The following is a 22,041-nucleotide window of genomic DNA, read 5'->3' on the forward strand; positions in this document are numbered from 1 at the left end:
GAGTGAAATGGGAAATGAACGTTTCGAGATCGACCGCCGCAACTTACTATTGGCAGGGGGAGCTGCTTTGAGTGGAGCCGTTTTGGGTGCGAACAGTGTAGCGGCTCACGCTGGGGCGAGCCCCGTTTCCGGGGCACAAGCTCCGGACTTTTATCGATTTGCCATTGGGGACGCCCAGGTAACCATCGTATCAGACGGCCCACTTCCGCTCGGCGACCCGACACAAAGTTTTCTCGGCGTCCCGGCCGACGAGATAAGATCCATGCTAAACCACAGCTTCCTGCCCACGGATGAGGTCGTTCTCGCTCAGAACGCACCTGTCGTAAACATCGGTGGCAAGCTGATTTTGTTCGACACGGGGATGGGATCGCTTAAGCAATTTGGCCCGACGACTGGCCGTCTCAAGTCTTGCTTGGCCGCCGCGAATATTGCGCTGGAAGATATTGACGCTGTCGTCTGTTCGCATGCTCATTGGGACCACGTCGGCGGAATCTGGGGCGACGACGGGAAACCAACGTTTCCAAATGCCCAGGTGTACATCAGCCAAACCGACTACGATTTCTGGACCGACGAGAAAAAACTTGGAGGCGATCTCAACGGTCTAGTTAAAGCCGCGATCCACAACCTCAAACCCGTGCGGGACCGCATGGTTTTTTTCCAGGACGAACAAGAGTTTCTTCCTGGTATTCATGCCATTAGCGCTCCTGGACACACACTCGGCCATAGCTGCTTTATGATTGAGTCAGCAGGAAAGACAATGTGCTATGGCGGCGACCTCACTCATCATCCTGTGCTTCTGTTCGAAAAGCCTTTGATGGAATTTGCGTTCGATACCGATCCCAAACTGTCAGCTCAATCGCGTGTGCGCATTCTGAAAATGCTGGCCTCCAATAGAATACCCTTCATGTCCTACCACTTCCCATGGCCGGGCTACGGGCACGTTGGCATAGCGGGAGAGGGCTTCGCGTATTTTCCTGAGCCACTACATCTTAGCCTGTTGGACTGAGTGGTAGAGAAGGGCGCGAGGGCAATGCCTTCGCGTCAATCCTATCCGGAGGGCAGTCGAACGAAATCATCACATGGCGGAAGTTACGCAACAAGCAATGTGCGCCTTCATCGCGTTGCTAGACATCAAGTCACGCGGGAACGCCAACTGAAATCAAGAGCGATCGGCGGACCGCACCTAAAGGCCATTCCTGATCGGAAACATATCCTCGCCGTAGTGGTGAAGCCTTGTGTGATGCCGTCGGCATAACCAGCGCACCTTTAAAGGGTCGTCGTATTGATCATGATGGGCGTCGACCGTTTCAATCCCGCAGACCTCACATGTTTGCTTTTCCAGCTCGCCTGCCTTTACGGCTCGCTGTACAGCAAGATGAGCATCATATTTCGCTGGATTAGCACGGCGCCAATTTGCTTGGCGGGTGTCGGTTTTCAGCATCGCCGCATCCTGTGCCTGTAATTTTGCGCTCTCGACCGATAGATACCTGGAGAGGGCTGCAGGCTCAAGTTTCCGCACAGAGCGACGGCGTCTGTCCGTGGCTCCGCGTCCGAAAACAAGATTTCGCATTGCCAGGAATGATCAGGGTTGGGCCATCGAGATCCAAGTTTGCTGCCCGCAATCTTCGCACGGTGGATACGATATCGCTCGTGTCGATCGGTGCTCCCGATCGTAGCGCGCTGGATGACTAAGCTTGAAATTTCTGCTCGATACATATGTCCTGAAGGAGATCGGTCGAGCCGAACTGCACGAGAATGTGGCAGCCCTCGATACGATTGACGATTCCGATCTCGCGACAAGCGTGAGCTCAGTTCGAGAGACTGCGAAAGGCATCAAAAAAATTGTAGGACCGACGCTGTCGCGAACGTGTCCGCCAACGCTTCCGACGCCATCTTCGCCGCCTATGAAGGTCGGTATCCTTCCTGTCGATGACAATATCGCCCGTCTTGAGCCATTCTTTCACTCATTCACCGAGCTTCACCGCACTGCGCTCATTTTAGGACTCAACCACCACCAAACGTAGTCTTTGATTCTCTGCACGATTAGAGCGCTAAGACAGCGCCCTTTTGCGTGACAGTTCCACTCAAACGGATGTCGGTGGCCGAGAACCCAGCCATAACTGCAAATTCCCCCGTCTCTATCCGCCAGCACCGCTCGGTCGTGTCGAAGAAGGCAAATGTTCGGGCGTCAAGAATGAAACTGAGCCTTCGTTTCTCACCGGGTTCCAGGGCGATTTTCGAGAAGGCTTTCAGTTCTTTGACCGGTCTGGGTACAGATGCTTCAACATCGCCGACATAGATTTGCACCACTGCCGAACCTGGCCGCTCGCTGACGTTGGTCAATCCCAGTGTCGCTGTCACCGCGCCGGCAGCATCCGGCAGCCCTACCGTCAGCTCTGACATCGCAAAGCTTGAATAACCAAGACCATGACCGAAGGGGAACAGTGGCTTAATGTCCTGGCGATCGTAGTGCCGATATCCAACGAACACACCTTCGTCATATCGCACATGGCCATTCTTGCCTGGATAGACCGCGTCATCCTCGGTATGTGTGGGATTGTCAGCCCAGCGCACGGGGAAGGTCTGTGCCAGTCGGCCCGAAGGCTCGGCCTTGCCGAGGAGGACATCGGCGATCGCGTTGCCAGCTTCCTGGCCGGGATACCAGCATTGCAGTACTGCACGAGCACTGGAAAGCCAGGGCATTTCCACCGGTCCACCAGTTTGCAGGACGACAATCGTGTTCGGATTGGCCGCAATTACCGCCTCAACAAGCTGGTCCTGCAGACCGGGAAGCGCAATGCCGCGGAGATCGGAGCCCTCGGTATCCCAGTCGCCCGTTCTGCCCACGAAGACTACCGCATGATCAGCCTTCGCGGCGACGGCTGCTGCCTCGGCAATCTCCGCTTCGGCCGAAAACCTGCCTATTCCTACCCGAATTGCGGCGATATAGAGGTTGACGTGATCGTGCCGGGCGTACTCGGCGACGACCTCGTATTTACGGCCGGCTTCGAGCGTGATTTCACCCACGACCTCCTCGCAGCCTTCTTCAAAGAATGTGGTACCACGTGTCCAGGAAGCCCAGGCGTCCACCACAAGCCTGCCGTCCACATAGACACGGCCAAGCCCCGCCGAGGTCAGGCCGACGCGATAGCCGCCGGCTTCTGAGGCTGTGAAGACGGTGCGCATTCGGGCGGAAAAGCGATGCGGATCGACGGTGCCCCCGGCCACGGGGGGCAACCATACACCGAGGCTCGACGGTTCCTCGATAACATTCACGGGCTCGCCAGCAAGCTCCCTCCCTTGGAAAAATTCGAAGGTTGTCGGGTTTTCGATCAGCGGCTGAAACCGATAGTTGCTGCAACCTTGAGCGTAGAACACGTTCTCCTCACCCAGGGCGTCCGCCAGCCCCTGCCACGGACTGACGACATAGTGGGGGTTCAACTGCGCCGAGCCGCCTCCCATAATCTGCGCGATCTTGGCATTGGGTCCAATGATGGCGACCGTACCTTGCTGAGCCAATGGCAGGATGCCGTCATTCTGTAGCAGAACTGCGCTTTCCGCTCCCGCGCGCCTGATGAGTGCCCTATGTTCCGGCCGATTAGTGGCGTACTCCTTAAACTCGCGATGATCGTTGATTGCGCCGGTGCGTTCCATCAGGGTCAGGATATTGTGCACACAGGCGCGGACGGTCTCGACACTTACCTCGCCCGCGTCGATCGCCGCCAGAAGCTTGGAGCCGCGGTCGCGGGTCGGGCCCGGCATCTCCAAATCCAGCCCAGCATTCACGGTGGGTGCGGTCGAACGCGAGCCGAACCAGTCCGACATCACCACGCCGTTAAAACCCCAGCCACCGCGCAGTACCTCGTTCAACAGCCAATGGCTTTCCGCCGTGTAAGTACCGTTTAGTTTGTTATATGAAGACATCACGGCCCAGACCTTTGCCCGCTTCACCGCCGCCTCAAAGGGTATTAGGTAGACTTCGCGCAGAGTGCGTTCATCGATATCTGAAGAGATGGTTGTACGTTCGATCTCGGACTCGTTGCCAGCGAAATGTTTTATCGTGGCACCCACTTTCTTGGACTGCAGACCTTCGATATAGCCGACGGCAAGTTCCGCCGTCAGTATCGGATCCTCAGAGAAACACTCAAAGTTTCGGCCGTTTGTGACGCTGCGCTGGATGTTAACGGTCGGCGCCAGCGAGACATGGGCCCCTTTGGAAAGAACCTCGTCACCTAGCGCACTGCCGATTTCCCTGGCTAGGTCCGGGTTCCAACTCGCTCCGATGGCAATGCCTACCGGGAAAGCCGCTGCAGTCACACCCCCGACAAAAGACCCCGCCCCGCGGGCGCCGTTGGGGCCGTCCGTCAAGCGCAATCTCCCTACCCCTAGGCGGTCGATGGGCGGTAAAGACCAGAACGTATCGCCGGAAAGTAGCGAGACCTGCTCGGCCAAGGTCATATTATCGAGCAATGCTCTCGTATCAGTCATCTTCTCTGCTTCCTCAATCTCAACACTTACCGTTCCCAGATCGGGCATCTCGATATGCATATTGGGAAAGCTGGTGAGGTCGGCGTCATCCGTGGAGCCGTCCATCCATGAGAAGGACCCGTTTGTTCCCCAAGGCGCCGTCACCACGACGACGACATGTTCGCAGTCTTCACATGGCCGAGATGCCGTCACCGCTTTCCACTGAAAACAAGGACATCGCGGTTTGATCGATGTAAGCGGTGAAAGTTGTGCCGGCTGCGGCAGCGCCGGTTCTGGAGTTATTCCTGCGCAAGTTCGCGAGACAATTTGATAAACCTAAACATGCTTTATCAGACAATCTGTTGACAGACAATCCTCAGTCGCGCAGCCTCGTGTCGTCATTGATGATTCGATGCTTCCATCGGAGGCGGATCCCGATTGATGAAGCTTCTTCACCGCCTATGGACAAGGATGGACCACAATGGACAGGCTGTTGTCCCGTTTCCGGCTACAGACAAAAGTAATCATTTTCGTACTGCCTTTCATAATCAGTATTTGCGCGGTGGGGTTTTTGGGGCACTACGCCGCGGGTCTCCTACAAAGCCGCCTGGAAACCTCAAGCCAGGTGATGCAGGTGCTCTCGGGTTTCCGTGACGTCTCCGCCTCGATGAGAGAGTTTCTCGACGAGGCGTCGGAAGAAAGGCGCGATCGCGTGAAGGCTGACCTGCTCGCGCAGCAATCGCATCTGCAGGCTTTGGTGACGAATGCCGGAGCTACGGCGGAAAGCGAAGGCCTCCAGTCGGCAAACGCGATTATGCTGGACGTGGTGAACAATTTTGGTTCTCTCTGGAGCATCCATGAAAGCGAAGAGAAACTGATAAGCTCGATCGCCAATCATTCTGAATCGCTGGTTTGGTCGCAGAATGAAATGCTCAGGCTAGCAGACGAGTTAAGGAAGTCCGGCGAGCAGTCCGAGGGCGCCGCCAAATCGATGTTGCGCGATGCCGACAGGGTGACAGGCTATGCAACCTTCTTCCTTGATCTTGCCGCGGGCTACCAATCCGCCGGAACGACCGAGCTGAAACTCAAATATTTGGGCGGCAAAGTGGGCGAGTTGCGTCGGAGCGCCCGAAATCTGCGGGCTTCCTTGCCATCGGACGCCACAAAACTGTCGAGCTCGGTCGATGGCGCGGTGAAAAGCGTAACACAACTTCTGTCGCAGGGCGCTTCATCGGACAACACCGTAGGCCTCGACACCGCAATGTCCGCGTTCAAGGAAATCTCCGTCGCGATTAACGCGGTAGCGAACCAGCAAACAAAGAAAGCAATCGTCGAGTTCGCAGGTCTCGACCAACATTTGGCGAAGATCAGCAGCGCCTTGGACGGCAGCCGAAGACTTTCAGACTCCAGCTATCTCATCAGGATAAACCTTGCGCGCTTCATAGCCGACCCTACCGAACAAAACCGTGCGCAGCTCGTCCAGAACTTTGACAGAACGAAGAAGGAGATATTGGACATCTGGAGTGCCGCTTCCGACCTCGACCTTTTCAAGGCAGTCCAGAATACGGTGCCGCCGGCGGTAGAGGGTATGACGCAGGACAGTGCGAAGCTCGTCGAGATCTCGGAAGTGAGGCGTGCGCAATATAGGCAAACGACAGACCAGTTGAACACCATATGGGGCCACCTCACGACGTTTGCCGACGCCCAGCGCGCAAGAGCCATTGAAGAGACGGCTTACGCGAATGGCATTGGCCTCATCACGACATTTGCCGGCGTCCTCGTCGCACTTCTCGCTGGCTTCGGGATGATTGCGACTTTCAAAAAACCTGTTGTCCAGTTGACCGACGACATGCGGCGTTTGGCGGAAGGGGACCTTGACATTGAGATCGGCGGTTCTGAGCGCGCTGATGAGCTCGGAGAAATGGCCCGGGCGCTCTGTGTCTTCAGGGAGAATGCCGCGAGGAAGATCGAGATCGAGAACGACGCGGATCGTCAACGATCGGCTTCCGAAGCTGAACGTCGGCACAACGAGGCGGAGAAAGCCGAGATCGACAAACAGATCGGCGACGCCGTCGACAGTCTTGCCGCTGGGCTGGAGAGGTTATCCAACGGTGATGTTTCGAGCACGATCGATCAACCGTTCTCCGGGCGGCTGGAACAATTGCGACGGGACTTCAACAATTCGTTGCTGCGTTTGCAGGCGACGATGTCGGAACTTCGCGGCAACATCGTGCTCATTCGGCAAAATGCAGACAACCTCAGCAGTGGCGCCGATGATCTCTCCCGCCGCAGCGAGCGTCAAGCCGCGTCGTTGGAGGAGACCGCGGCCGCTGTTCATCAACTCACCGCGACGGTGCGTTCCTCGACAGAGCAGGCACAAGCCGCAGCCCAGCTGGTAAAAGAAACCAAGCAGGCCGCGGATGCGTCTGCTTCAGTGGTCACGAACGCGGTTGACGCTATGGGACGAATAGAAGCGGCTTCCGGGCGCATTTCGCAAATCATCGGCGTCATCGACGAGATTGCCTTCCAGACCAATCTCCTGGCACTCAATGCCGGTGTCGAGGCCGCGAGAGCTGGAGAAGCGGGGCAGGGCTTCGCTGTCGTGGCCCAGGAAGTCAGGGAACTTGCCCAGCGGTCGGCTCTAGCCGCCCAGGAAATCAAGGAACTCATAGCAAGATCAAGCGAGGAAGTCGCCTCGGGATCGCGATTGGTGAACGAGGCGGGCAAGGTGCTGATTGCGATATCGTCGAATGTTGCCGGAATTTCCGAAAGGGTTGAGCTTATCGCTGCGGCGAGCAGGGACCAGGCGGCTTCGCTTATCGAAGTGAACCAGGCCGTTGGCGAGATCGATGACAGCACCCAGCGAAACGCTGCCATCGCCGAGCAAGCCCACGCCGCCACCCAGGAACTCACAAAAGAGACCCAGCGGCTGATGCAGCAGATCGAACAGTTCAACATCGGCAGGCCAAGGGGTCACGTGCTTTCGATCGTTTCCTGACTTCGTAGACAATCACCACTATTGTGTTGACAGATTTTCATACAATCTGTCAAATGGTGCAGCCAATCTGGGAGGATAAGCGGCGTGCTCAATGACCAAGCGCATCAGACTAAGTTGCCCTATTTCTATCCGTTCAAGTTCGGAAGCGGCGAAATAACGGTACTTTCGGACGGACCGTTGGAATTGGGCGACCCACGGGAGAATTTCCTCGGGGTCGACGCAGCCACGGTGACGGAAATGCTCGACAGGAACTTCCTGTCCAGTTCGTCGGTGACCCTCGAGCAGAACATCCCGCTGGTCAAAATCAACGGAAAGACCATCCTGTTCGACACCGGGATGGGGACGTCGAAGATTTTCGGGCCGACGACCGGTCGCCTGCTGAAGAGCATGCAGGAGGCAGGGATCGACACTTTGGAAGTCGATGCCGTGGTGTTGTCCCACGCACACATCGACCACACCGGCGGACTTTGCGATCAGGACGGCAAGCTTAATTTTCCCAACGCGGAGATCTTCATAAGCGAAAGCGACTTCGATGACTGGACCGACGGAGGCAAGCTTGATGACGGTTTCAAGGCCCAGGTGGAAAATGCCCGGAGGAACCTTCTTCCACACCGTGATCGGATAACGCATTTCGTGGACGGTCAGGAGTTTCTGCCGGGCGTGCAGGCAGTGCACGCTCCAGGCCACACCTTGGGCCACTTCTGCTTCCTCATGCAGTCGGGCAACGATCGGCTCTGCTTCCTCGGCGATCTGACCCATCATCATATCCTGCTGATGGAACGCCCGTGGATGGAGTTCAAGTACGACACCGATCCCAAGCTCTCGGCGCGGTCGCGCACACGGGTGCTGGATATGCTCGCGACAGACCGCATACCAGTGATGTCCTATCACTTTGCGTGGCCCGGGCTCGGCAATGTCGCCCGGGAGGGGGAAGGCTTCCGCTACGTACCCGCCGCCATGCAGATGCTCTCGAGATAGGAATACGCGACAATGCAGATGAAATCAGTCATTCTCCGAGAGTCAGGGCTTCCCAAGCCGTATGCAAGTTCGCGGCCTCTCAGTGTCGAGACCGTCGACCTGGCGCCTCCGGGCAATCTTGAGGTCCTGGTCAAAATCAAGGCCGCTGGTGTGTGCCACTCCGACCTGTCGGCGATAAATGGCGACCGCCCCCGTCCATTGCCTGTCGCGTTGGGGCATGAAGCGTCCGGCATTGTCGAAGAAATCGGACCCGGTGTGGATACAGTGAAGGTTGGCGATCACGTCGTGATGTCGTTCCTGCCCATCTGCGGACACTGCGATTACTGCGCGGGAGGACGCGCAAGCCTCTGTGAGCCGGGCTATCGCGCAAACGCCGCCGGGACATTGTTGAACGGTAGCAAGCATATCCGTCTTCGGGGCTACGATATCAACCATCACAGCGGCGTATCGGCGTTTTCGGAATACGCGGTCGTGTCGGCGCACTCGGTCGTCAAGATCACCAAAGACGTGGACGTCACCATGGCGGCCTTGTTCGGATGCGCCGTGATGACAGGCGTCGGTGCCGTCGTAAATACATGTGGCGTGAAGCCGGGGCAGTCGGTCGCCGTCATCGGCCTGGGAGGCGTGGGGTTGTCGGCCGTCCTCGGAGCGGTGGCTAGCGGGGCAAGCGAGATCGTCGCCATCGATTTGATGCCGGAGAAGCTTGAGTTGGCTAAGGCGCTGGGCGCGACGCGTACCTTCCTGGCAACCACGCCGGATGTCATCGGCGAGGTCAAGGAAGCGACCCGCGGGGGAGTGGACTACGCCATCGAGATGGCAGGGTCGAGCAAAGCGTTCGAAACCGCGTATGGCATTACGCGGCGCGGCGGCACGACGGCCACAGCGGGTCTGGCGAACGTGAACACCAAATTCGAGATCTCGCCGCTTCCTCTTGTCGGGGAAGAACGCGTCATCAAAGGCAGCTACATGGGGTCCTGCGTACCTTCGCGCGATGTTCCCCGCTATATCGACCTGTTCCTCAAGGGTAGGTTGCCCGTGGAGAGACTGTTGTCCAGCACTGGCCCGCTTGAGGAAATCAACGAGGCCTTCGACCGGTTAGACCGTGGCGAGGTGATCCGGCATCTGCTGGTTCCTTAAGCCTGCGGAAGGAGCGAGAATTTGACCGACTGGAAAGTCCTGGCGATACATTACGGCACTGCGGTTCGGCCCGTTGGCGAACTCGGCCTGGAAGCAGGAGATCCCCACGACGCCCCGGGCAGGATCGAGTATTTCGTTTGGTTGATCCGCCATGGTGAACGTCTGATCCTGGTTGACACCGGGTTTAGCCCGCAGGAGGCTGAAAGGCGCGGGAGGACCATGTTGATCCATCCGGTCGAGGCGCTTCGCCAGCTCGGGATTTCCGCATCGTCCATTACCGACGTCGTCATCACGCATCTTCACTATGATCACGCGGGAAACCTTGCGGACTTCCCCGAAGCCCTGTTCCACTTGCAGGATCGGGAGATGGCCTACGGTACAGGACGATGCATGTGCCATGATCGTCTTCGGCGTCCCTTTGCGGTGGACGCCGTAGTCGATGCAGTCCGCCTGACGTTTTCCGGCAGGGTGTGCTTCCACGACGGGAACGGCGAGATTATGGAGGGGCTCACTATCCATCTCGTCGGCGGTCATTCTAGGGGCCTTCAGGTCGTGAGGCTGGACGATGGCAATGACGTCGTCGTTATCGCATCGGACGCACTCCATTTTCAACGCTATCTAGAGCATGACGACGTCTTTCCGCTTTTCGCCGATTACGCCGACGTACTGGAGGGATACCGAACTCTCCGTGAGCTTTCAGGACCGTCCGGAGTACTCGTTCCAGGCCACGATCCCGCAGTCCTGACGAGTTTCCCATCGCTGTCACCGGATCTCGCATTTGCAAAGGTTCTACGGTAATGGGGACGCATGGAATGTCCGGTAAGAGGCCAGGCGTGGGTGTTCTTCGTTTTCGTCAGACAATCGGGTTGTCTCATCGGGATAACCCACCATATAGTACCATGACTTGCGCGGCCGGTTCCGGCCTTGGTAAAACGGACTTTTGGATCCTATGGGTGATATGGATTTACAGATTGCACGGCAGAGTGCCACTTTGCGCACTCAGGTAGAGGATAAACTGCGGCAGGCGATATCCAGCGGCCGTTTCAAGCCGGGTCAGCGCCTCGTTGAGCGAGAACTCTGCGAGTCGATCGGTGTCGGACGAACATCAATCCGCGAGGCGCTTCGACAACTCGAGGCCGAGGGCCTCATTACCAGCTATCCGCACCGCGGCCCCGTCGTCAGCACTATCACTTACGAAGAAGCCGCTCAGCTTTACAGCGTCAGGGCTTTGCTCGAGAGCTATGCTGGAAAGGAATTCGCTGAAAACGGAACCGCCCAGGATATCCACACACTCAATGAGGCGGTTGCTGAGTTTGCGGAAGCCGCGGCAAACGGCGCCGGTAGCAGGCTCATCAAGGCGAAAACCGCGTTTTACGACTGCCTGATGCAAGGGAGCGGAAACGTCTTCGTCAAGCAAATGCTGACATCGCTCCACAATCGGGTGACGCTGCTGCGCATGACGTCGATGACGCAGCCGGGGCGCTTGAACCACAGTGTGGAAGAGATAAAGGAGATCGCTGCGGCCATTACCGACCGAAACGGACCGAAAGCCGCCGCAGCCTGCAAGTACCACATCGATATGGCGGCTAAGGTCGCGTTGGACTACCTGCGTAAAACCTCTGAAAACCACGGCGATTGAAGAAGCGGCATTAGCCGGTATTGACAGATTGTCTGATAATCTGCTTATTCGAAGTCATGGCGCTGCCGACGCGTGCGGCCTGGCGCTCGCTCGAACAGGGAGGTTGCTTTGGGCATTTTTAATGAATTGCGGTCCCGCATGTCGGAGGCTCTTGGGGATCAGGAATTGCCCCGGCTCACTCCGGACCTGACGATAAAGATCGCCTTCTACGTCGGCGATCAGGTGATCGCCCTCGATTTCGCTGAAGGCGGCGCGGAGATCTCGGGGGAAAGCAGTGCCCCCCAGGTGACAGTGAGGGCCACCACGGACGCCTGGGATCAGGTTCTGATGACGCCGCCGCCGGCGACCTTTCACTCCTTCACGGCGTTGCAGCTTGCAAATCCTCTCTTCGAGATCGCCGGCTCACCGCTCGACCTCGCGAAAGCACGCCCGGCTCTCGAACGGGTGTTCGAGCTCGTCGTCACGTCCCCCGAGATGACAGCGGAGCGTGCGCAACGCGACCTGCGTCAAATTCGGGGGCAGTATGCCGTCGTCAATATCGATGACGTCCCCCATGAAATATATTACGAAGAAGCAGGTGAGGGGGTGCCGGTCCTGTTTCTTCACACCGCCGGAGCAGATAGCCGCCAATTCATGCCTCAGCTGGCGGACACCGAGCTTGCGAAAAGCTACAGGCTGATCGCGGTTGACCTACCATTCCACGGTCGGTCCATGCCGCCGCTGACGTGGGACGGAGCACCCTACAAGCTCACGGCATCGCTCTACCTGAAATGGTGCACGGCCATTCTCGAACAGGTGGTTCGCGAAAAGGCGATTGTCGCGGGTGGGTCCATGGGCGCGGCAATGTCGCTGGTTCTCGCGGCGGAACGGCCGGAGCATATCCTCGGGATCGTAGCGATCGAGCCACCTTTCCGCTCCAAGGGACGACGGAACCCATACCAGCACAACGTAAACGTACACGGCTCACTTCATAACTCGGCATATGTCAGAGGGATCATGAGCCCACTGAGCCCCGCAGGGGAGCGCAGGAGGTCAAGCTGGATCTATTCGCAGGGAGCACCCGGAGTTTACCCAGGCGATCTTTCCTTCTACAGCGACGAGTTCGACGGAGCAGTGACAGCTCCCCGTATTGACCCATCACGCACCCCGGTGGCGCTGCTCTCGGGCGACTATGACTACTCAGCCACGCCGGCCGACGGTGCCAAGCTCGCCGAACTTATTCCAGGATGCCTCCACCTCGTTATGGGCGGACTAGGTCACTTTCCAATGTGCGAACACCCGAACTTCTTCCGGAGCTATCTTGTCAAAGGGCTCGATTTCGTACGGCACGCCGCTCGCTGAGCGGTTGGATTGACTCTCGTCGCCCGGTGCAGCCGCCGGGCGATCGCATGCGAAGCGGGCGGGCGCATACCGAGGCTTTGCAACTGGCGTCCCGGCGATGACACGGCCGGCATCGCAGGCGGCATCCCTCACGCGCTCCCGAGAAGTTCCGGTGTGGATTGGGAAAATTCCCGCGATATCTGGGGGAAGGATCAGGCGCGGCGATGCGACTATAAAGCGCCGTAGCGACGTCTCATCGCAGGGTCTTGATCACGCAGCTTTGCGCGTGATCTCTATCTTTTCCCACTGCGGGTCTCTGTGTTTCCGACACGTAGTACCACAGTAAAAATGCCTCCCGTGGTCAAGAAGGAGGCACCTGCTAGCACCTATGTGCTTCAGCGCACCAAGTGGTTACCGATCGACGATCCTCCGTCGACTGTGAGAATGCTTCCGGTCGCAAACCGCGAGCGGTCCGAAGCGAGAAAGAGCATCGCCTCGGCGATCTCTTCCGGGTTGCCCATCCGGTGCAAGGCTGCACGGGCGTTGAAGTCTTCCCGCAAGGCTTGTGGGTCCGCCGCTTCCGCAAAAATCTTGGTGAAATAGGGCGAGTCGATCGTCCCGGGGGCGACAGCGTTGACGCGGATCCCGTCTTTTGCGTGGTCCAGTGCCATGGCTCTCGTGAGTGCCGAGATCGCGCCTTTCGACGCCACGTAGGCCGTGCGGTTGGCGATGGCTGACACGGCGGTGTATGAGGTCGTGTTAATAATCGATCCGTTGCCCTGTTCCGCCATAATCGGAACCACGTATTTCGAGCAGAGGAAGATCCCCTTCACGTTCACCGCCATGATCCGGTCCCAGTCGGATTCGGCGATGGTGGTGACGTTTCCCGTCATTCCGAACCCCGCGTTGTTGACGAGAACGTCAATACGCCCCCATTTTTCCTTAACTGACCTGACCAACGCCTCGACTTCGGCGGAGGAAGACACATCGGCTTTTAACGCGATCGCATCCGTCCCAATTTCTCGGGCGACGTCTCGTGCTGCATCGATGTTGACGTCGACGACGCCAACCTTAGCGCCCTGGCGCGCAAACAGTTCAGCTGTTGCGCGCCCGATCCCGCTGCCAGCCCCGGTCACCACACAGACTTTCGATTCCAGATCCATAATCGTCTCCTCTTTCACTGCCCAAGAAAACATTTTCGCAGACAATCTGTCAATGACTAACAAAACGTGTTGACAGATTGTCTGCCAATCTGCTTATCTTAGGTCACGAATGACTTGGGGGAGGTAACGATGGCTGGTGCTGAAATAGCAGCGCAAGCGGCGTTCAAGACTGCTTTACGCCGGTTCACATCAACAATTTGCCTGATCACGACGGAATGGGAAGGTGCCCGTTACGGCATGGCTGCAACCGCCGTCCAGTCAGTGACGGCGGACCCTCCGACCCTCCTGGTTTGCATCAACCAATCGGCTTCGATCAGCGGCCCGCTCAAGCTGGCGGGGAAATTCGCAGTGAACATGCTGCATCTTAGCCATGCGCCTTTGGTTCCGCTGTTCAGTGGAAAACTGAAGGGAGAGGAGAGGTTCGCTCACGGTGAGTGGATCGGGGCTGGCGGAGTTCCCGTCCTCGGCGACGCCCAGGCCGCATTCGTTTGCAGCCTCAACTCCGCAGTCTCCGTTGGCACCCATGACGTCGTTCTCGGGGAAGTCATCGAGGCCCGGTTTATCGAGAATATTGCCCCGCTCCTCTACGAGGACGGGAAATTGGTTAGATCGGCAGCGCTGATCGATGCTGCCGCCTGAAACGTTTGGCCGAGCATTCGGCTTATGACATCCACCAAATGCCTTTCGGCCGATAATGAGGAGTTTGATCCGTGACTATTGCCACCGATATGAAATCGCAAGTGAATGGGCGTCCCGTCAGTGAACGGTTCGAAAAGGGTCTGCAGACCCGTCGGGAGGTTCTCGGCGGTGCATATGTGGACGCTTCGGTAAACAAGGCGACCGAGTTCAACTGGCCGATGCAGGAGCTTGTCACCGAGTATTGCTGGAACGAGATCTGGAACAGGCCCGGCCTCGACCGCCGTTCGCGCAGCCTTCTCAATCTTGGCATGATTTCCGCCCTTAACCGCCCCCACGAGTTGAAGCTGCACGTTCGCGGCGCGATCAATAACGGCCTCAGCAAGGACGAGCTTCGCGAAGTTTTCCTTCAGGTCGCGATCTATTGCGGCGTGCCCGCGGCGATCGACAGCTTCCGCGTCGCGCAGGAAGTCTTCGAGGACATGGGTATCTAATCGGTGCCCGGCTTTCGGGCCGGGAACAGACTAACTCTGTGGAGGACACTTCAATATGACGACCAGCGATGATTTCCGCGCCACCGGAAACCCGATGTTTAACGGCAACAAGCTGAAGCTTGGCGTATTCGGAACGAATTGTTCCAGCGCTTGCGCCATCACCACCGCGGAATCAACGTTCGAACCGACCTTCGAACACAATGTCGAAATTGCCAAAAAGCTCGAAGCGGCCGGCTGGGAATGCATGGTGCCGATCGCCCGGTGGCGCGGTTTCGGCGGGCCGACGAACTTCAACGGCGTGAACATGGACACGTTCACGTGGGCCGCGGCCCTGGCTGCCGTGACCACGAAGCTGCAGTTTTTCTCGACGACGCATATCCCGACCCTGAACCCGATCGTCGCGACGAAGATGGCGACGACGATCGACAACATTTCGAAGGGCCGATACGGCCTGAACCTGGTGACGGGTTGGTTTACCCCGGAAATGGAGATGTTCGGCGTTCCGATGATGGAACACGACACCCGCTACGAATATGCCACGGAATGGATGGAAATCGTCGAATCTCTGTGGACGAAGAACGGCGTCACCTTTGACGGCCAGTTCCTCAAGGTGAAAGACGCGTTCAGCGAGCCGAAGCCCTATAACAAAGAGACGGGTCGCCCGGTCCTCATCTGCGCCGGTTCGTCGGGCAAGGGCCTGCACTTCACGGCCAAGTTCTGCGACTTCAACTTCGGCTTCATGCAGGACATGGAATCGGGCGCAGCGTGGGTGAAGAAGGTGAAGGAGCTGGCTCGCGAGGAATACAAGCGCGAACTCGGAACCTTCACCGCGTGCCCGGTCGTCGTTCGCGAGACCGAAAAGGAAGCCCGGGATTACTACGACTACTACGTGAACCAGAAGGGCGATTGGGAAGCCTGCGAAAACATCTGCGAGGTTCTTCAGGTTCAGTCACAGAACCACTCGGCAGAGATGTACCAGAAGTTCAAGGAGCGCTTCATCGCTGGCTGGGGCGGCTACCCGATCGTCGGAACGCCGGAACAGGTCGCCGACAAGCTCGTCGCATTGAGCAACACGGGCGTCGACGGCGCGCTTCTCACAATGGTCGACTACAACGAAGAGCTGCCGTTCTTCAACGACCGCGTCATGCCTCTGCTGAAACAGGCTGGCCTCAGGAACTGACCGTTCCGCGGGCGGCGCAAGTCGCCCGCCACCAATCCGAAATCGAAACACTTTTAACCAATTCCGTGGCTCGACGCCAACGGCGTCAACTGCTGTAGCGGATGTACAGAGGGGAGGAGACCCTACACATGCTAAAGAAGGTTTACACCGCATTGAGCGTGATCACCGGGCTAGGCCTGATGACCACCGCCGCATTCGCGGACGGCTTAGACTCGCTACCACCGGACCAGAAGCAGCTTTACGAGCTCGTGGACCCGGCAATTCCCCTCGGTGGTACGCCGCTCAAGGATTTTGTGGCGAAGCGGCCGCCGCCATGGAAAATCGGCTACGCATCCACTTATGCAGGCAACACGTGGCGTGCCCAGATCCTCACTGAATTGAACGAGGTTCTGCTTCCGAAATACAAGGAGGCTGGACTGGTATCTGAGCTTGTCGTCACGCAGTCCGACCTGAAGGACGCGACGCAAATCCAGCAGATGCGCCAGATGGTCGACGACGGCGTCGATGCTATCATCATCTGCTGCTCGAACGTAACGGCCATCAACCAGACCATCGAATACGCGCACTCCAAGGGCGTTCCGGTGTTCTCGTTCTCGGGTTACGTGACATCGCCCTACGCGATCAATGCGACCGAAAACAACACCCAGGGCGGTTATACGGCCGCGAAATGGCTGGCCGAGGAAATCGGCGGCAAGGGCAACGTACTGACGGTTTCGGGCATCCCGGGCTTCGCATCATCCGACAGCTTCAATGTCGGTGCCAAGAAGGCGTTCGACGAGTATAAGGACATCACCGTCGTGGGCGATGTCGCCGGCAAGTGGACCGATCAGGTCGCCCAGGTCGAAGTCCAGAAATTCCTCGCGACCAACCCTACCGAAATCGCTGGTATCCTCGTCCAGTCGGCCTCGGAAAACGGTGTCGTCAACGCGGTCCAGCAGTCCGGGCGCGACATGATGCCAATCGTCCTCGGCGGCGAGGCGTCGGCGGCGTGCTACTGGCGCAATAATCCCGACTTCATCAGCCAGAGCTTCCATTTCTGGCCGCCGCGGGCTGACGCCCGACTGGTGTGGGACGTGATGATGAGGACGCTCCAAGGCCAGGGGCCGAAGATCCAGTCGATCCTGCGACCGGCTCTTCCCTACACGATCGACGATGTGAAGGAAGCAATTCCGGAAGATTGCGATCCGAACTCCACGGCGTGGATCGAGCCCAAGGGCGATGCATGGTGGCCCGCGGACGTAGCAGCACAGTACTTCGAGCGCCCGGAAGATCCGCTGGCCTGGCGGCCGAAGAAGTAATCGACGACCTCCCAAGTTGTCCCGCGACCTCCGCGCCGGCTTCATCCGTCGGCGCGGAGGACCCACGATAAGGAACCAGAAGTTGGAATTCCACAAGATACAGCGTTTGCCCCCTTACGTCTTCGAGCAGGTGAACCGTCTCAAGTCCAGCGCGCGCGCGGCCGGAGTCGACATCATCGATCTTGGAATGGGCAATCCCGATCTTCCCACGCCAAGCTGGGTTGTGGACAAGCTATGCGAAGCGGTGCAGCATCCGCGCACGCACCGCTATTCGGCTTCCAAGGGCATTATCGGGCTTCGCCGCGCCAAGGCTGCGTATTACGCCCGCCGGTTTAATGTGAAGCTTGATCCGGATACCCAGGTTGTTGCGACGCTCGGGTCCAAGGAGGGGTTTGCGAACATGGCACAGGCCATAACCGCCCCCGGGGATGTCATTCTCTGTCCGAACCCTTCCTATCCGATTCATACGTTCGGATTTCTCATGGCAGGGGGCGTGATAAGGTCGGTACCGGTCGAGCCGGATGAGACCTTCTTCCAAGCTCTCGAAATGGCGGTGCGGCATTCGGTACCGAAGCCTCTGGCGCTCATCATAAGCTACCCGTCAAACCCCACCGCTCGCGTCGCGACGCTCGATTTCTATAAGGACGTCATCGCCTTCGCGAAGAAGCACGATCTCATCGTTCTGTCGGATATCGCCTACGCTGAAATCTACTTCGACGGTCCCCCGCCGCCGTCTGTTCTCGAAGTCCCCGGCGCGATCGACGTGGCCGTCGAATTCTCCTCGATGTCGAAGACATTCTCGATGCCCGGTTGGCGCGTTGGGTTTGCGGTGGGTAACGAACGGCTCATCCGAGCGTTGACGCGCGTGAAATCGTACCTGGACTACGGAGCATTTACGCCGATACAGGTCGCCGCCGCTCATGCCCTAAACTCGGACGGGGAGGACGCCGCGCGGGCAAGAGACATCTACAGGACGCGCAGAGATACACTGGTGAAGACCTTTGCCGATGCCGGCTTCGACGTTCCAGCTCCTGCGGCGACGATGTTCGCATGGGCGAAGATACCCCCGCATTTCCGACACCTTGGCTCGCTGGAGTTTTCGAAACTCGTGCTCGAGAAGGCACAGGTCGCGATTTCGCCGGGTATCGGTTTCGGTGAGATGGGTGACGAATACGTACGGCTGGCTTTCGTGGAGAATGAAGACAGGATCCGGCAGGCCGCACGGAACTTGAAGCGGTGGCTTTCTGCAAGCGCGCGACAGCCACAACTCGATAAAGCGATGAAAGGATTTTGAAGATGCCGATCCTCGGATCTTGCCAATGTAAAGCGGTACAGTATGAAGTGTCGGAACTGGACGGCCCGATGTGGAACTGCTTCTGCCAGACGTGCAGAAAGTCCCATGCGGCCGATCATAACACTGCCGCCAAGGTGAAGAGTGAGAACTTCAAGCTGATTTCCGGCGAGGACGTCCTTCACAGCTTTGAGTCGACCCCTGGAAAACTGAGGTGGTTCTGCTCACGGTGTGGTTCGCACGTTTATGCCGAACGGCCTGCCAACCCTGAGATGAAGGTGCTGCGGGCAGGCACTTTTGACACTGATCCTGGTTCGGTTCCTATGTCCAACGTCTGGCTGTCCCACGCCAGGCCGTGGCTTGCTCACGACCCCGCGAAGGAAAACTTCGAAGAGTTCCCGTGATCTCCACGGTTGCGCGCGCCAAGGGCCGATCGACGATGAGTTCGATCTGCCCGCTTCCCCAGCGGGGAAGGCTGGATGATCGAATGGCACTTGCCGCGTTCGACGCGCGGAGGTTGGGATGTTCCGTATGCCCCAATCAAAACGGTTGCCTCTTCGGATTACCGGACACCCTCAATAGTGCTTTGGTCCTGTCCTGATCGCGATGGCTGCCACATCGCTTCAGATCGGGCGGAACTCCGCTCGAGAACCTCCGACCGACGTCAGTTGCGTGACAACATGCTTTTGGAACTTTGAGGGCGTCGAGCGACCAACCGGTTTCATCGAAATCAACCCGACATCCCGATATGGGCATGGCGGCACTATTGACAGATTATCAGACAATCTGTCATTCTGTAGTTCACTGAGCGAGTTCTCGGAGCGTTCAAAGACGGCAGTCACAATCGGCAAGAGGCCCGGGCATCGGATGTCCTGGCGCGATCTGCTGCTGCCTAAAGGGAGGATGGGCATGACGAAAGACGTCGCCGTAAGCATGACGGCCGTTGCCAAATCGTTTGGCGAAACGAAGGCATTGAAGAAATGCGATTTTGCCGCCAAGGCAGGGGAGGTGCACGCGATCGTTGGCGAGAATGGCAGCGGCAAGAGCACCATGGCAAAGATCATGTCCGGCGTTATCGCTGCCGATGCAGGATCTGTCCTGATCCTTGGCAAGTCCATCACCTCGCCAGTCGATGCCAAAGGGGTTGGTCTCGCTACGATCTTCCAGGAAGTCCTTGTCGCCGATGAAGCGAGTGTCCTCGACAACCTTTTCGTAGGAAGCGAGGACCTGTTCTCGCTTCGGAAAGCCTCCAGTGAACGTGAAAGCGCTGCGCAAAGCCTCCTCGACCGCCTGGTGGGAAAGCCTGTCGATCTCCGGCAGAACGTCGGTGATCTTCCGCTCAGCATCAAGCAATGGATCGTTATCGCCCGGGCCGTTCTGAGGAAACCCAAGGTCTTGATCCTAGACGAGTCCTCGGCGGCACTCGATCTCGACGCGACCGTCCGCCTCCACGAAGAGATCGATCGACTCCGGTCCGAGGGGTGCGCGGTAATCATCGTTACGCACCGCATCGCCGAGCTCGTCCGGATCGCCGATCGGGCGACAATACTGAGAGACGGTTTCACTGTCGGTGTCCTTGAGAAATCCGAGATCACCGAGGCCAATCTCCTGCGCATGATGACCCCTCAAGACCGCCAGATTTCCGCCGCTGCTTCAACGTCTGCACCGGGCCTGCCGGGTGATCGCAAGGAAGCTCTTTCCGTCCATGGCGCGCGCCCCCAGGAGGCATCGCAACCGTTCGACTTCGTCCTTCCGCAGGGTTCTATCGTGGGCGTCGCGGGACTGGACGGCCAGGGCCAGGACGCCTTCGTGCGACTGGTCGCAAGGATTATCTCGCCCTTCGGAGGGGAGGTCCGGATCCTGAACAGGGAAAGCACCGGTCTCGTCAAAGTCAGCACGCTCGACGACGCCGCGAACAAGGGCATTGTGTACGTATCCGGAGACCGGAAGCGGGAAGGAATTTTCCCGCAGCAGAGCATTTTCGAGAACCTCGCCATCGGTATCTATCAGAAGAACCTGGGGCCGTTCGGTGTCATCAGGCGGAAAAAGCTGAAGCAGACGTTTGCCCGGGAGGTCGAGCGGCTCCGCGTCAAGATCGGCCACCCGGACAACCGGATTACGTCCCTTTCCGGTGGTAACCAGCAGAAGGTCCTGATCGGCCGCGCCTTCGCCAATGATCCCAGAGTGATCGTTCTTAACGACCCTGCTCGGGGCGTGGACCTCAACACCAAACGCGACCTGTATCGCGAGCTTCGGCTGTTTGCCGAAGGTGGCGGCTCGGTAATCTACCTTTCGAGCGAGATCGAGGAGTTTCTTGGTTTCGCCGATCGCGTCGATGTCTTTCACAAAGGGAGCATTCATCGCTCCCTCGACGGCCCCGACATCAACGAAGAAACCATTCTCGCTGCAATGTTCGGCCGCTCGGTTGCCGACACCATGGAATTCTCCAAAGAGAGAAAGGCACACTGATGTCGCAACGTTTTGGATTTCCTGCGCTCGACAGGTCGCTGACCGTACCGTTCGTTCTTTTCGGAGTGTTGCTCGTCGCTGCAGCCTTGCTGTCGCCGCGGCTGTTCACCGCAACCGGAATAGGCGGAGCAATCATCGTCGCAGCACCTTTGATCCTCACAACGCTCGCCCTGACACCGATCGTGATGGCAGGACGCGGTTCGGTTGATCTTTCCGTTGGCCCCTTGATGGGTTTCGTGAACGTCACCCTGATCGGCTGGCTCTCGGCAAGTGGTTACACGTCGCCACTCGCGGTGGTTTGCTGGGTGGTAGCAGTCGGCGCGCTGTACCAGTTGCTGCAGGCGCTCATCATCATCTACGTCCGGGTCGCCCCCATCATCGTCACGCTTTCCAGCTTCCTCGTCCTTTCAGGCGTGAACCTCATGGTCATGTCAAGGCCCGGCGGCGTCGCGCCGGACTGGATGATGACGTGGGGAGCAGGAACCACGATCTTATCTCCGGTGCTGATTATCGTCCTGGCGGCGTTCGCTCTTTGGGCCGTTATGCGCCGGACCACCTTTTACTCCCACCTCCGCATGACAGGCGCCGACGAACGGATGGCCTACACGAGCGGAGTGAAAGTCGACACCGTACGCATCTGCGCCCATCTCCTCGGCGGCGTCTTCGTTGGCCTTGCCGCGCTCAGCTATACGGCATTGATCTCTTCGGGCGATCCTACCCAGGGAAGCAGCTACACGCTCCAGGCAGTTACCGCCCTGGTGCTCGGTGGCGCAAACCTGGCTGGCGGGAGAGGGGGGGCTTTGGGGTCGACGCTTGGTGCGCTGAACATGTTCCTCATCTCGTACCTGCTTTCCGCCTTCAGTTTCGGAAGCGTGACAGGGTTCGTGACGCAAATGGCTTTCGGCCTGATCCTCGTGGCATCGCTCCTCGTCAACGTATTCATGACGGCCCGGCGCCCGGCTTTCTAGGGA

19 protein-coding genes are annotated in these 22,041 nt (G+C 58.2%); 16 read left to right on the forward strand and 3 right to left on the reverse strand.

The genetic code is table 11. The features are described 5' to 3' along the window. Nucleotides 1-7 precede the first annotated feature (7 nt). Nucleotides 8-1,006, forward strand: coding sequence for an MBL fold metallo-hydrolase (locus K290_RS0119465; RefSeq protein WP_004130059.1), 999 nt, complete (start codon nucleotides 8-10; stop codon nucleotides 1,004-1,006). Nucleotides 1,007-1,183: 177 nt separating this feature from the next. On the opposite strand, the gene K290_RS36325 is transcribed toward K290_RS0119465, so the two are convergent. Beyond that, nucleotides 1,184-1,441 (reverse strand): hypothetical protein, encoded by a 258-nt coding sequence (locus K290_RS36325; RefSeq protein ID WP_041678048.1) that lies wholly within the window; start codon nucleotides 1,439-1,441, stop codon nucleotides 1,184-1,186. A 253-nt stretch (nucleotides 1,442-1,694) separates the two neighbouring features. Here K290_RS36325 and K290_RS0119475 point away from each other — a divergent pair, with 253 nt between their 5' ends. Then, nucleotides 1,695-2,024 (forward strand): hypothetical protein, encoded by a 330-nt coding sequence (locus K290_RS0119475; RefSeq protein WP_004130061.1) that lies wholly within the window; start codon nucleotides 1,695-1,697, stop codon nucleotides 2,022-2,024. A 19-nt stretch (nucleotides 2,025-2,043) separates the two neighbouring features. Here the strand turns inward: K290_RS0119475 and K290_RS0119480 are convergent, their stop codons facing one another. Further along, nucleotides 2,044-4,488, reverse strand: a complete 2,445-nt coding sequence (locus tag K290_RS0119480; RefSeq protein WP_028753483.1) for a beta-glucosidase — start codon at nucleotides 4,486-4,488, stop codon at nucleotides 2,044-2,046. 460 nt (nucleotides 4,489-4,948) lie between these two features. Here K290_RS0119480 and K290_RS0119485 point away from each other — a divergent pair, with 460 nt between their 5' ends. The 6 genes from K290_RS0119485 to K290_RS0119510 all read left to right on the forward strand — a co-directional run bounded on the left by K290_RS0119485 (nucleotide 4,949) and on the right by K290_RS0119510 (nucleotide 12,560). Continuing rightward, nucleotides 4,949-7,465, forward strand: coding sequence for a methyl-accepting chemotaxis protein (locus K290_RS0119485; RefSeq protein ID WP_015341915.1), 2,517 nt, complete (start codon nucleotides 4,949-4,951; stop codon nucleotides 7,463-7,465). An 84-nt stretch (nucleotides 7,466-7,549) separates the two neighbouring features. Continuing rightward, nucleotides 7,550-8,443, forward strand: a complete 894-nt coding sequence (locus tag K290_RS0119490) for an MBL fold metallo-hydrolase (RefSeq protein WP_015341914.1) — start codon at nucleotides 7,550-7,552, stop codon at nucleotides 8,441-8,443. A 12-nt stretch (nucleotides 8,444-8,455) separates the two neighbouring features. Continuing rightward, a complete protein-coding gene (locus tag K290_RS0119495) occupies nucleotides 8,456-9,580 on the forward strand; it encodes a zinc-dependent alcohol dehydrogenase family protein (protein WP_013984731.1) in 1,125 nt (374 codons plus the stop codon). 21 nt (nucleotides 9,581-9,601) lie between these two features. After that, nucleotides 9,602-10,378, forward strand: coding sequence for an N-acyl homoserine lactonase family protein (locus tag K290_RS0119500; protein WP_028003113.1), 777 nt, complete (start codon nucleotides 9,602-9,604; stop codon nucleotides 10,376-10,378). 151 nt (nucleotides 10,379-10,529) lie between these two features. Continuing rightward, nucleotides 10,530-11,219 (forward strand): GntR family transcriptional regulator, encoded by a 690-nt coding sequence (locus K290_RS0119505; RefSeq protein WP_004130085.1) that lies wholly within the window; start codon nucleotides 10,530-10,532, stop codon nucleotides 11,217-11,219. Between the two features lie 108 nt (nucleotides 11,220-11,327). Beyond that, the gene (locus tag K290_RS0119510; protein ID WP_015341911.1) at nucleotides 11,328-12,560 is read left to right on the forward strand and encodes an alpha/beta fold hydrolase; all 1,233 of its coding nucleotides are present in this window, start codon (nucleotides 11,328-11,330) and stop codon (nucleotides 12,558-12,560) included. Between the two features lie 374 nt (nucleotides 12,561-12,934). On the opposite strand, the gene K290_RS0119515 is transcribed toward K290_RS0119510, so the two are convergent. After that, on the reverse strand, nucleotides 12,935-13,702 hold the full coding sequence (locus tag K290_RS0119515; RefSeq protein WP_004130089.1) for an SDR family oxidoreductase: 768 nt from the start codon (nucleotides 13,700-13,702) through the stop codon (nucleotides 12,935-12,937). 129 nt (nucleotides 13,703-13,831) lie between these two features. On the opposite strand from K290_RS0119515, the gene K290_RS0119520 reads away from it, so the two are divergent. From K290_RS0119520 to K290_RS0119555, 8 genes are all read left to right on the forward strand, one after another. After that, nucleotides 13,832-14,341 (forward strand): flavin reductase family protein, encoded by a 510-nt coding sequence (locus K290_RS0119520; protein ID WP_013984728.1) that lies wholly within the window; start codon nucleotides 13,832-13,834, stop codon nucleotides 14,339-14,341. 89 nt (nucleotides 14,342-14,430) lie between these two features. Further along, the gene (locus K290_RS0119525; protein ID WP_018328914.1) at nucleotides 14,431-14,832 is read left to right on the forward strand and encodes a carboxymuconolactone decarboxylase family protein; all 402 of its coding nucleotides are present in this window, start codon (nucleotides 14,431-14,433) and stop codon (nucleotides 14,830-14,832) included. Between the two features lie 55 nt (nucleotides 14,833-14,887). After that, nucleotides 14,888-16,012 (forward strand): LLM class flavin-dependent oxidoreductase, encoded by a 1,125-nt coding sequence (locus K290_RS0119530; protein ID WP_028753484.1) that lies wholly within the window; start codon nucleotides 14,888-14,890, stop codon nucleotides 16,010-16,012. A gap of 128 nt (nucleotides 16,013-16,140) precedes the next feature. Beyond that, nucleotides 16,141-17,310, forward strand: a complete 1,170-nt coding sequence (locus tag K290_RS0119535; RefSeq protein WP_013984725.1) for an ABC transporter substrate-binding protein — start codon at nucleotides 16,141-16,143, stop codon at nucleotides 17,308-17,310. 43 nt (nucleotides 17,311-17,353) lie between these two features. Next, nucleotides 17,354-18,604 (forward strand): LL-diaminopimelate aminotransferase, encoded by a 1,251-nt coding sequence (locus tag K290_RS0119540; RefSeq protein WP_244441500.1) that lies wholly within the window; start codon nucleotides 17,354-17,356, stop codon nucleotides 18,602-18,604. 2 nt (nucleotides 18,605-18,606) lie between these two features. Beyond that, nucleotides 18,607-19,005: a GFA family protein gene (locus tag K290_RS0119545; RefSeq protein ID WP_028753485.1), complete on the forward strand. Its 399-nt coding sequence runs from the start codon at nucleotides 18,607-18,609 to the stop codon at nucleotides 19,003-19,005. Between the two features lie 505 nt (nucleotides 19,006-19,510). Further along, nucleotides 19,511-21,070, forward strand: coding sequence for a sugar ABC transporter ATP-binding protein (locus K290_RS0119550; protein WP_028753486.1), 1,560 nt, complete (start codon nucleotides 19,511-19,513; stop codon nucleotides 21,068-21,070). Beyond that, nucleotides 21,070-22,038, forward strand: coding sequence for an ABC transporter permease (locus K290_RS0119555; protein WP_015341907.1), 969 nt, complete (start codon nucleotides 21,070-21,072; stop codon nucleotides 22,036-22,038). The genes K290_RS0119550 and K290_RS0119555 overlap by 1 nt, the downstream gene beginning before the upstream one ends. The last annotated feature ends 3 nt before the right edge of the window (nucleotides 22,039-22,041 follow it).

The organism is Rhizobium leucaenae USDA 9039 (assembly GCF_000426285.1).
Classification (GTDB): Bacteria; Pseudomonadota; Alphaproteobacteria; order Rhizobiales; family Rhizobiaceae; genus Rhizobium; species Rhizobium leucaenae.

Bases quoted from the DNA above. Each gene is read 5' to 3' on its own strand.
- K290_RS0119465 (WP_004130059.1), top strand. From the start codon at position 8: ATGGGAAATGAACGTTTCGAGATCGACCGCCGCAACTTACTATTGGCA.
- K290_RS0119515 (WP_004130089.1), bottom strand. From the start codon at position 13,702: ATGGATCTGGAATCGAAAGTCTGTGTGGTGACCGGGGCTGGCAGCGGG.
- K290_RS0119555 (WP_015341907.1), top strand. From the start codon at position 21,070: ATGTCGCAACGTTTTGGATTTCCTGCGCTCGACAGGTCGCTGACCGTA.
- K290_RS0119545 (WP_028753485.1), top strand. From the start codon at position 18,607: ATGCCGATCCTCGGATCTTGCCAATGTAAAGCGGTACAGTATGAAGTG.
- K290_RS36325 (WP_041678048.1), bottom strand. From the start codon at position 1,441: ATGCTGAAAACCGACACCCGCCAAGCAAATTGGCGCCGTGCTAATCCA.
- K290_RS0119530 (WP_028753484.1), top strand. From the start codon at position 14,888: ATGACGACCAGCGATGATTTCCGCGCCACCGGAAACCCGATGTTTAAC.
- K290_RS0119550 (WP_028753486.1), top strand. From the start codon at position 19,511: ATGACGAAAGACGTCGCCGTAAGCATGACGGCCGTTGCCAAATCGTTT.
- K290_RS0119505 (WP_004130085.1), top strand. From the start codon at position 10,530: ATGGGTGATATGGATTTACAGATTGCACGGCAGAGTGCCACTTTGCGC.
- K290_RS0119485 (WP_015341915.1), top strand. From the start codon at position 4,949: ATGGACAGGCTGTTGTCCCGTTTCCGGCTACAGACAAAAGTAATCATT.
- K290_RS0119535 (WP_013984725.1), top strand. From the start codon at position 16,141: ATGCTAAAGAAGGTTTACACCGCATTGAGCGTGATCACCGGGCTAGGC.
- K290_RS0119525 (WP_018328914.1), top strand. From the start codon at position 14,431: ATGAAATCGCAAGTGAATGGGCGTCCCGTCAGTGAACGGTTCGAAAAG.
- K290_RS0119495 (WP_013984731.1), top strand. From the start codon at position 8,456: ATGCAGATGAAATCAGTCATTCTCCGAGAGTCAGGGCTTCCCAAGCCG.
- K290_RS0119520 (WP_013984728.1), top strand. From the start codon at position 13,832: ATGGCTGGTGCTGAAATAGCAGCGCAAGCGGCGTTCAAGACTGCTTTA.
- K290_RS0119480 (WP_028753483.1), bottom strand. From the start codon at position 4,488: ATGACTGATACGAGAGCATTGCTCGATAATATGACCTTGGCCGAGCAG.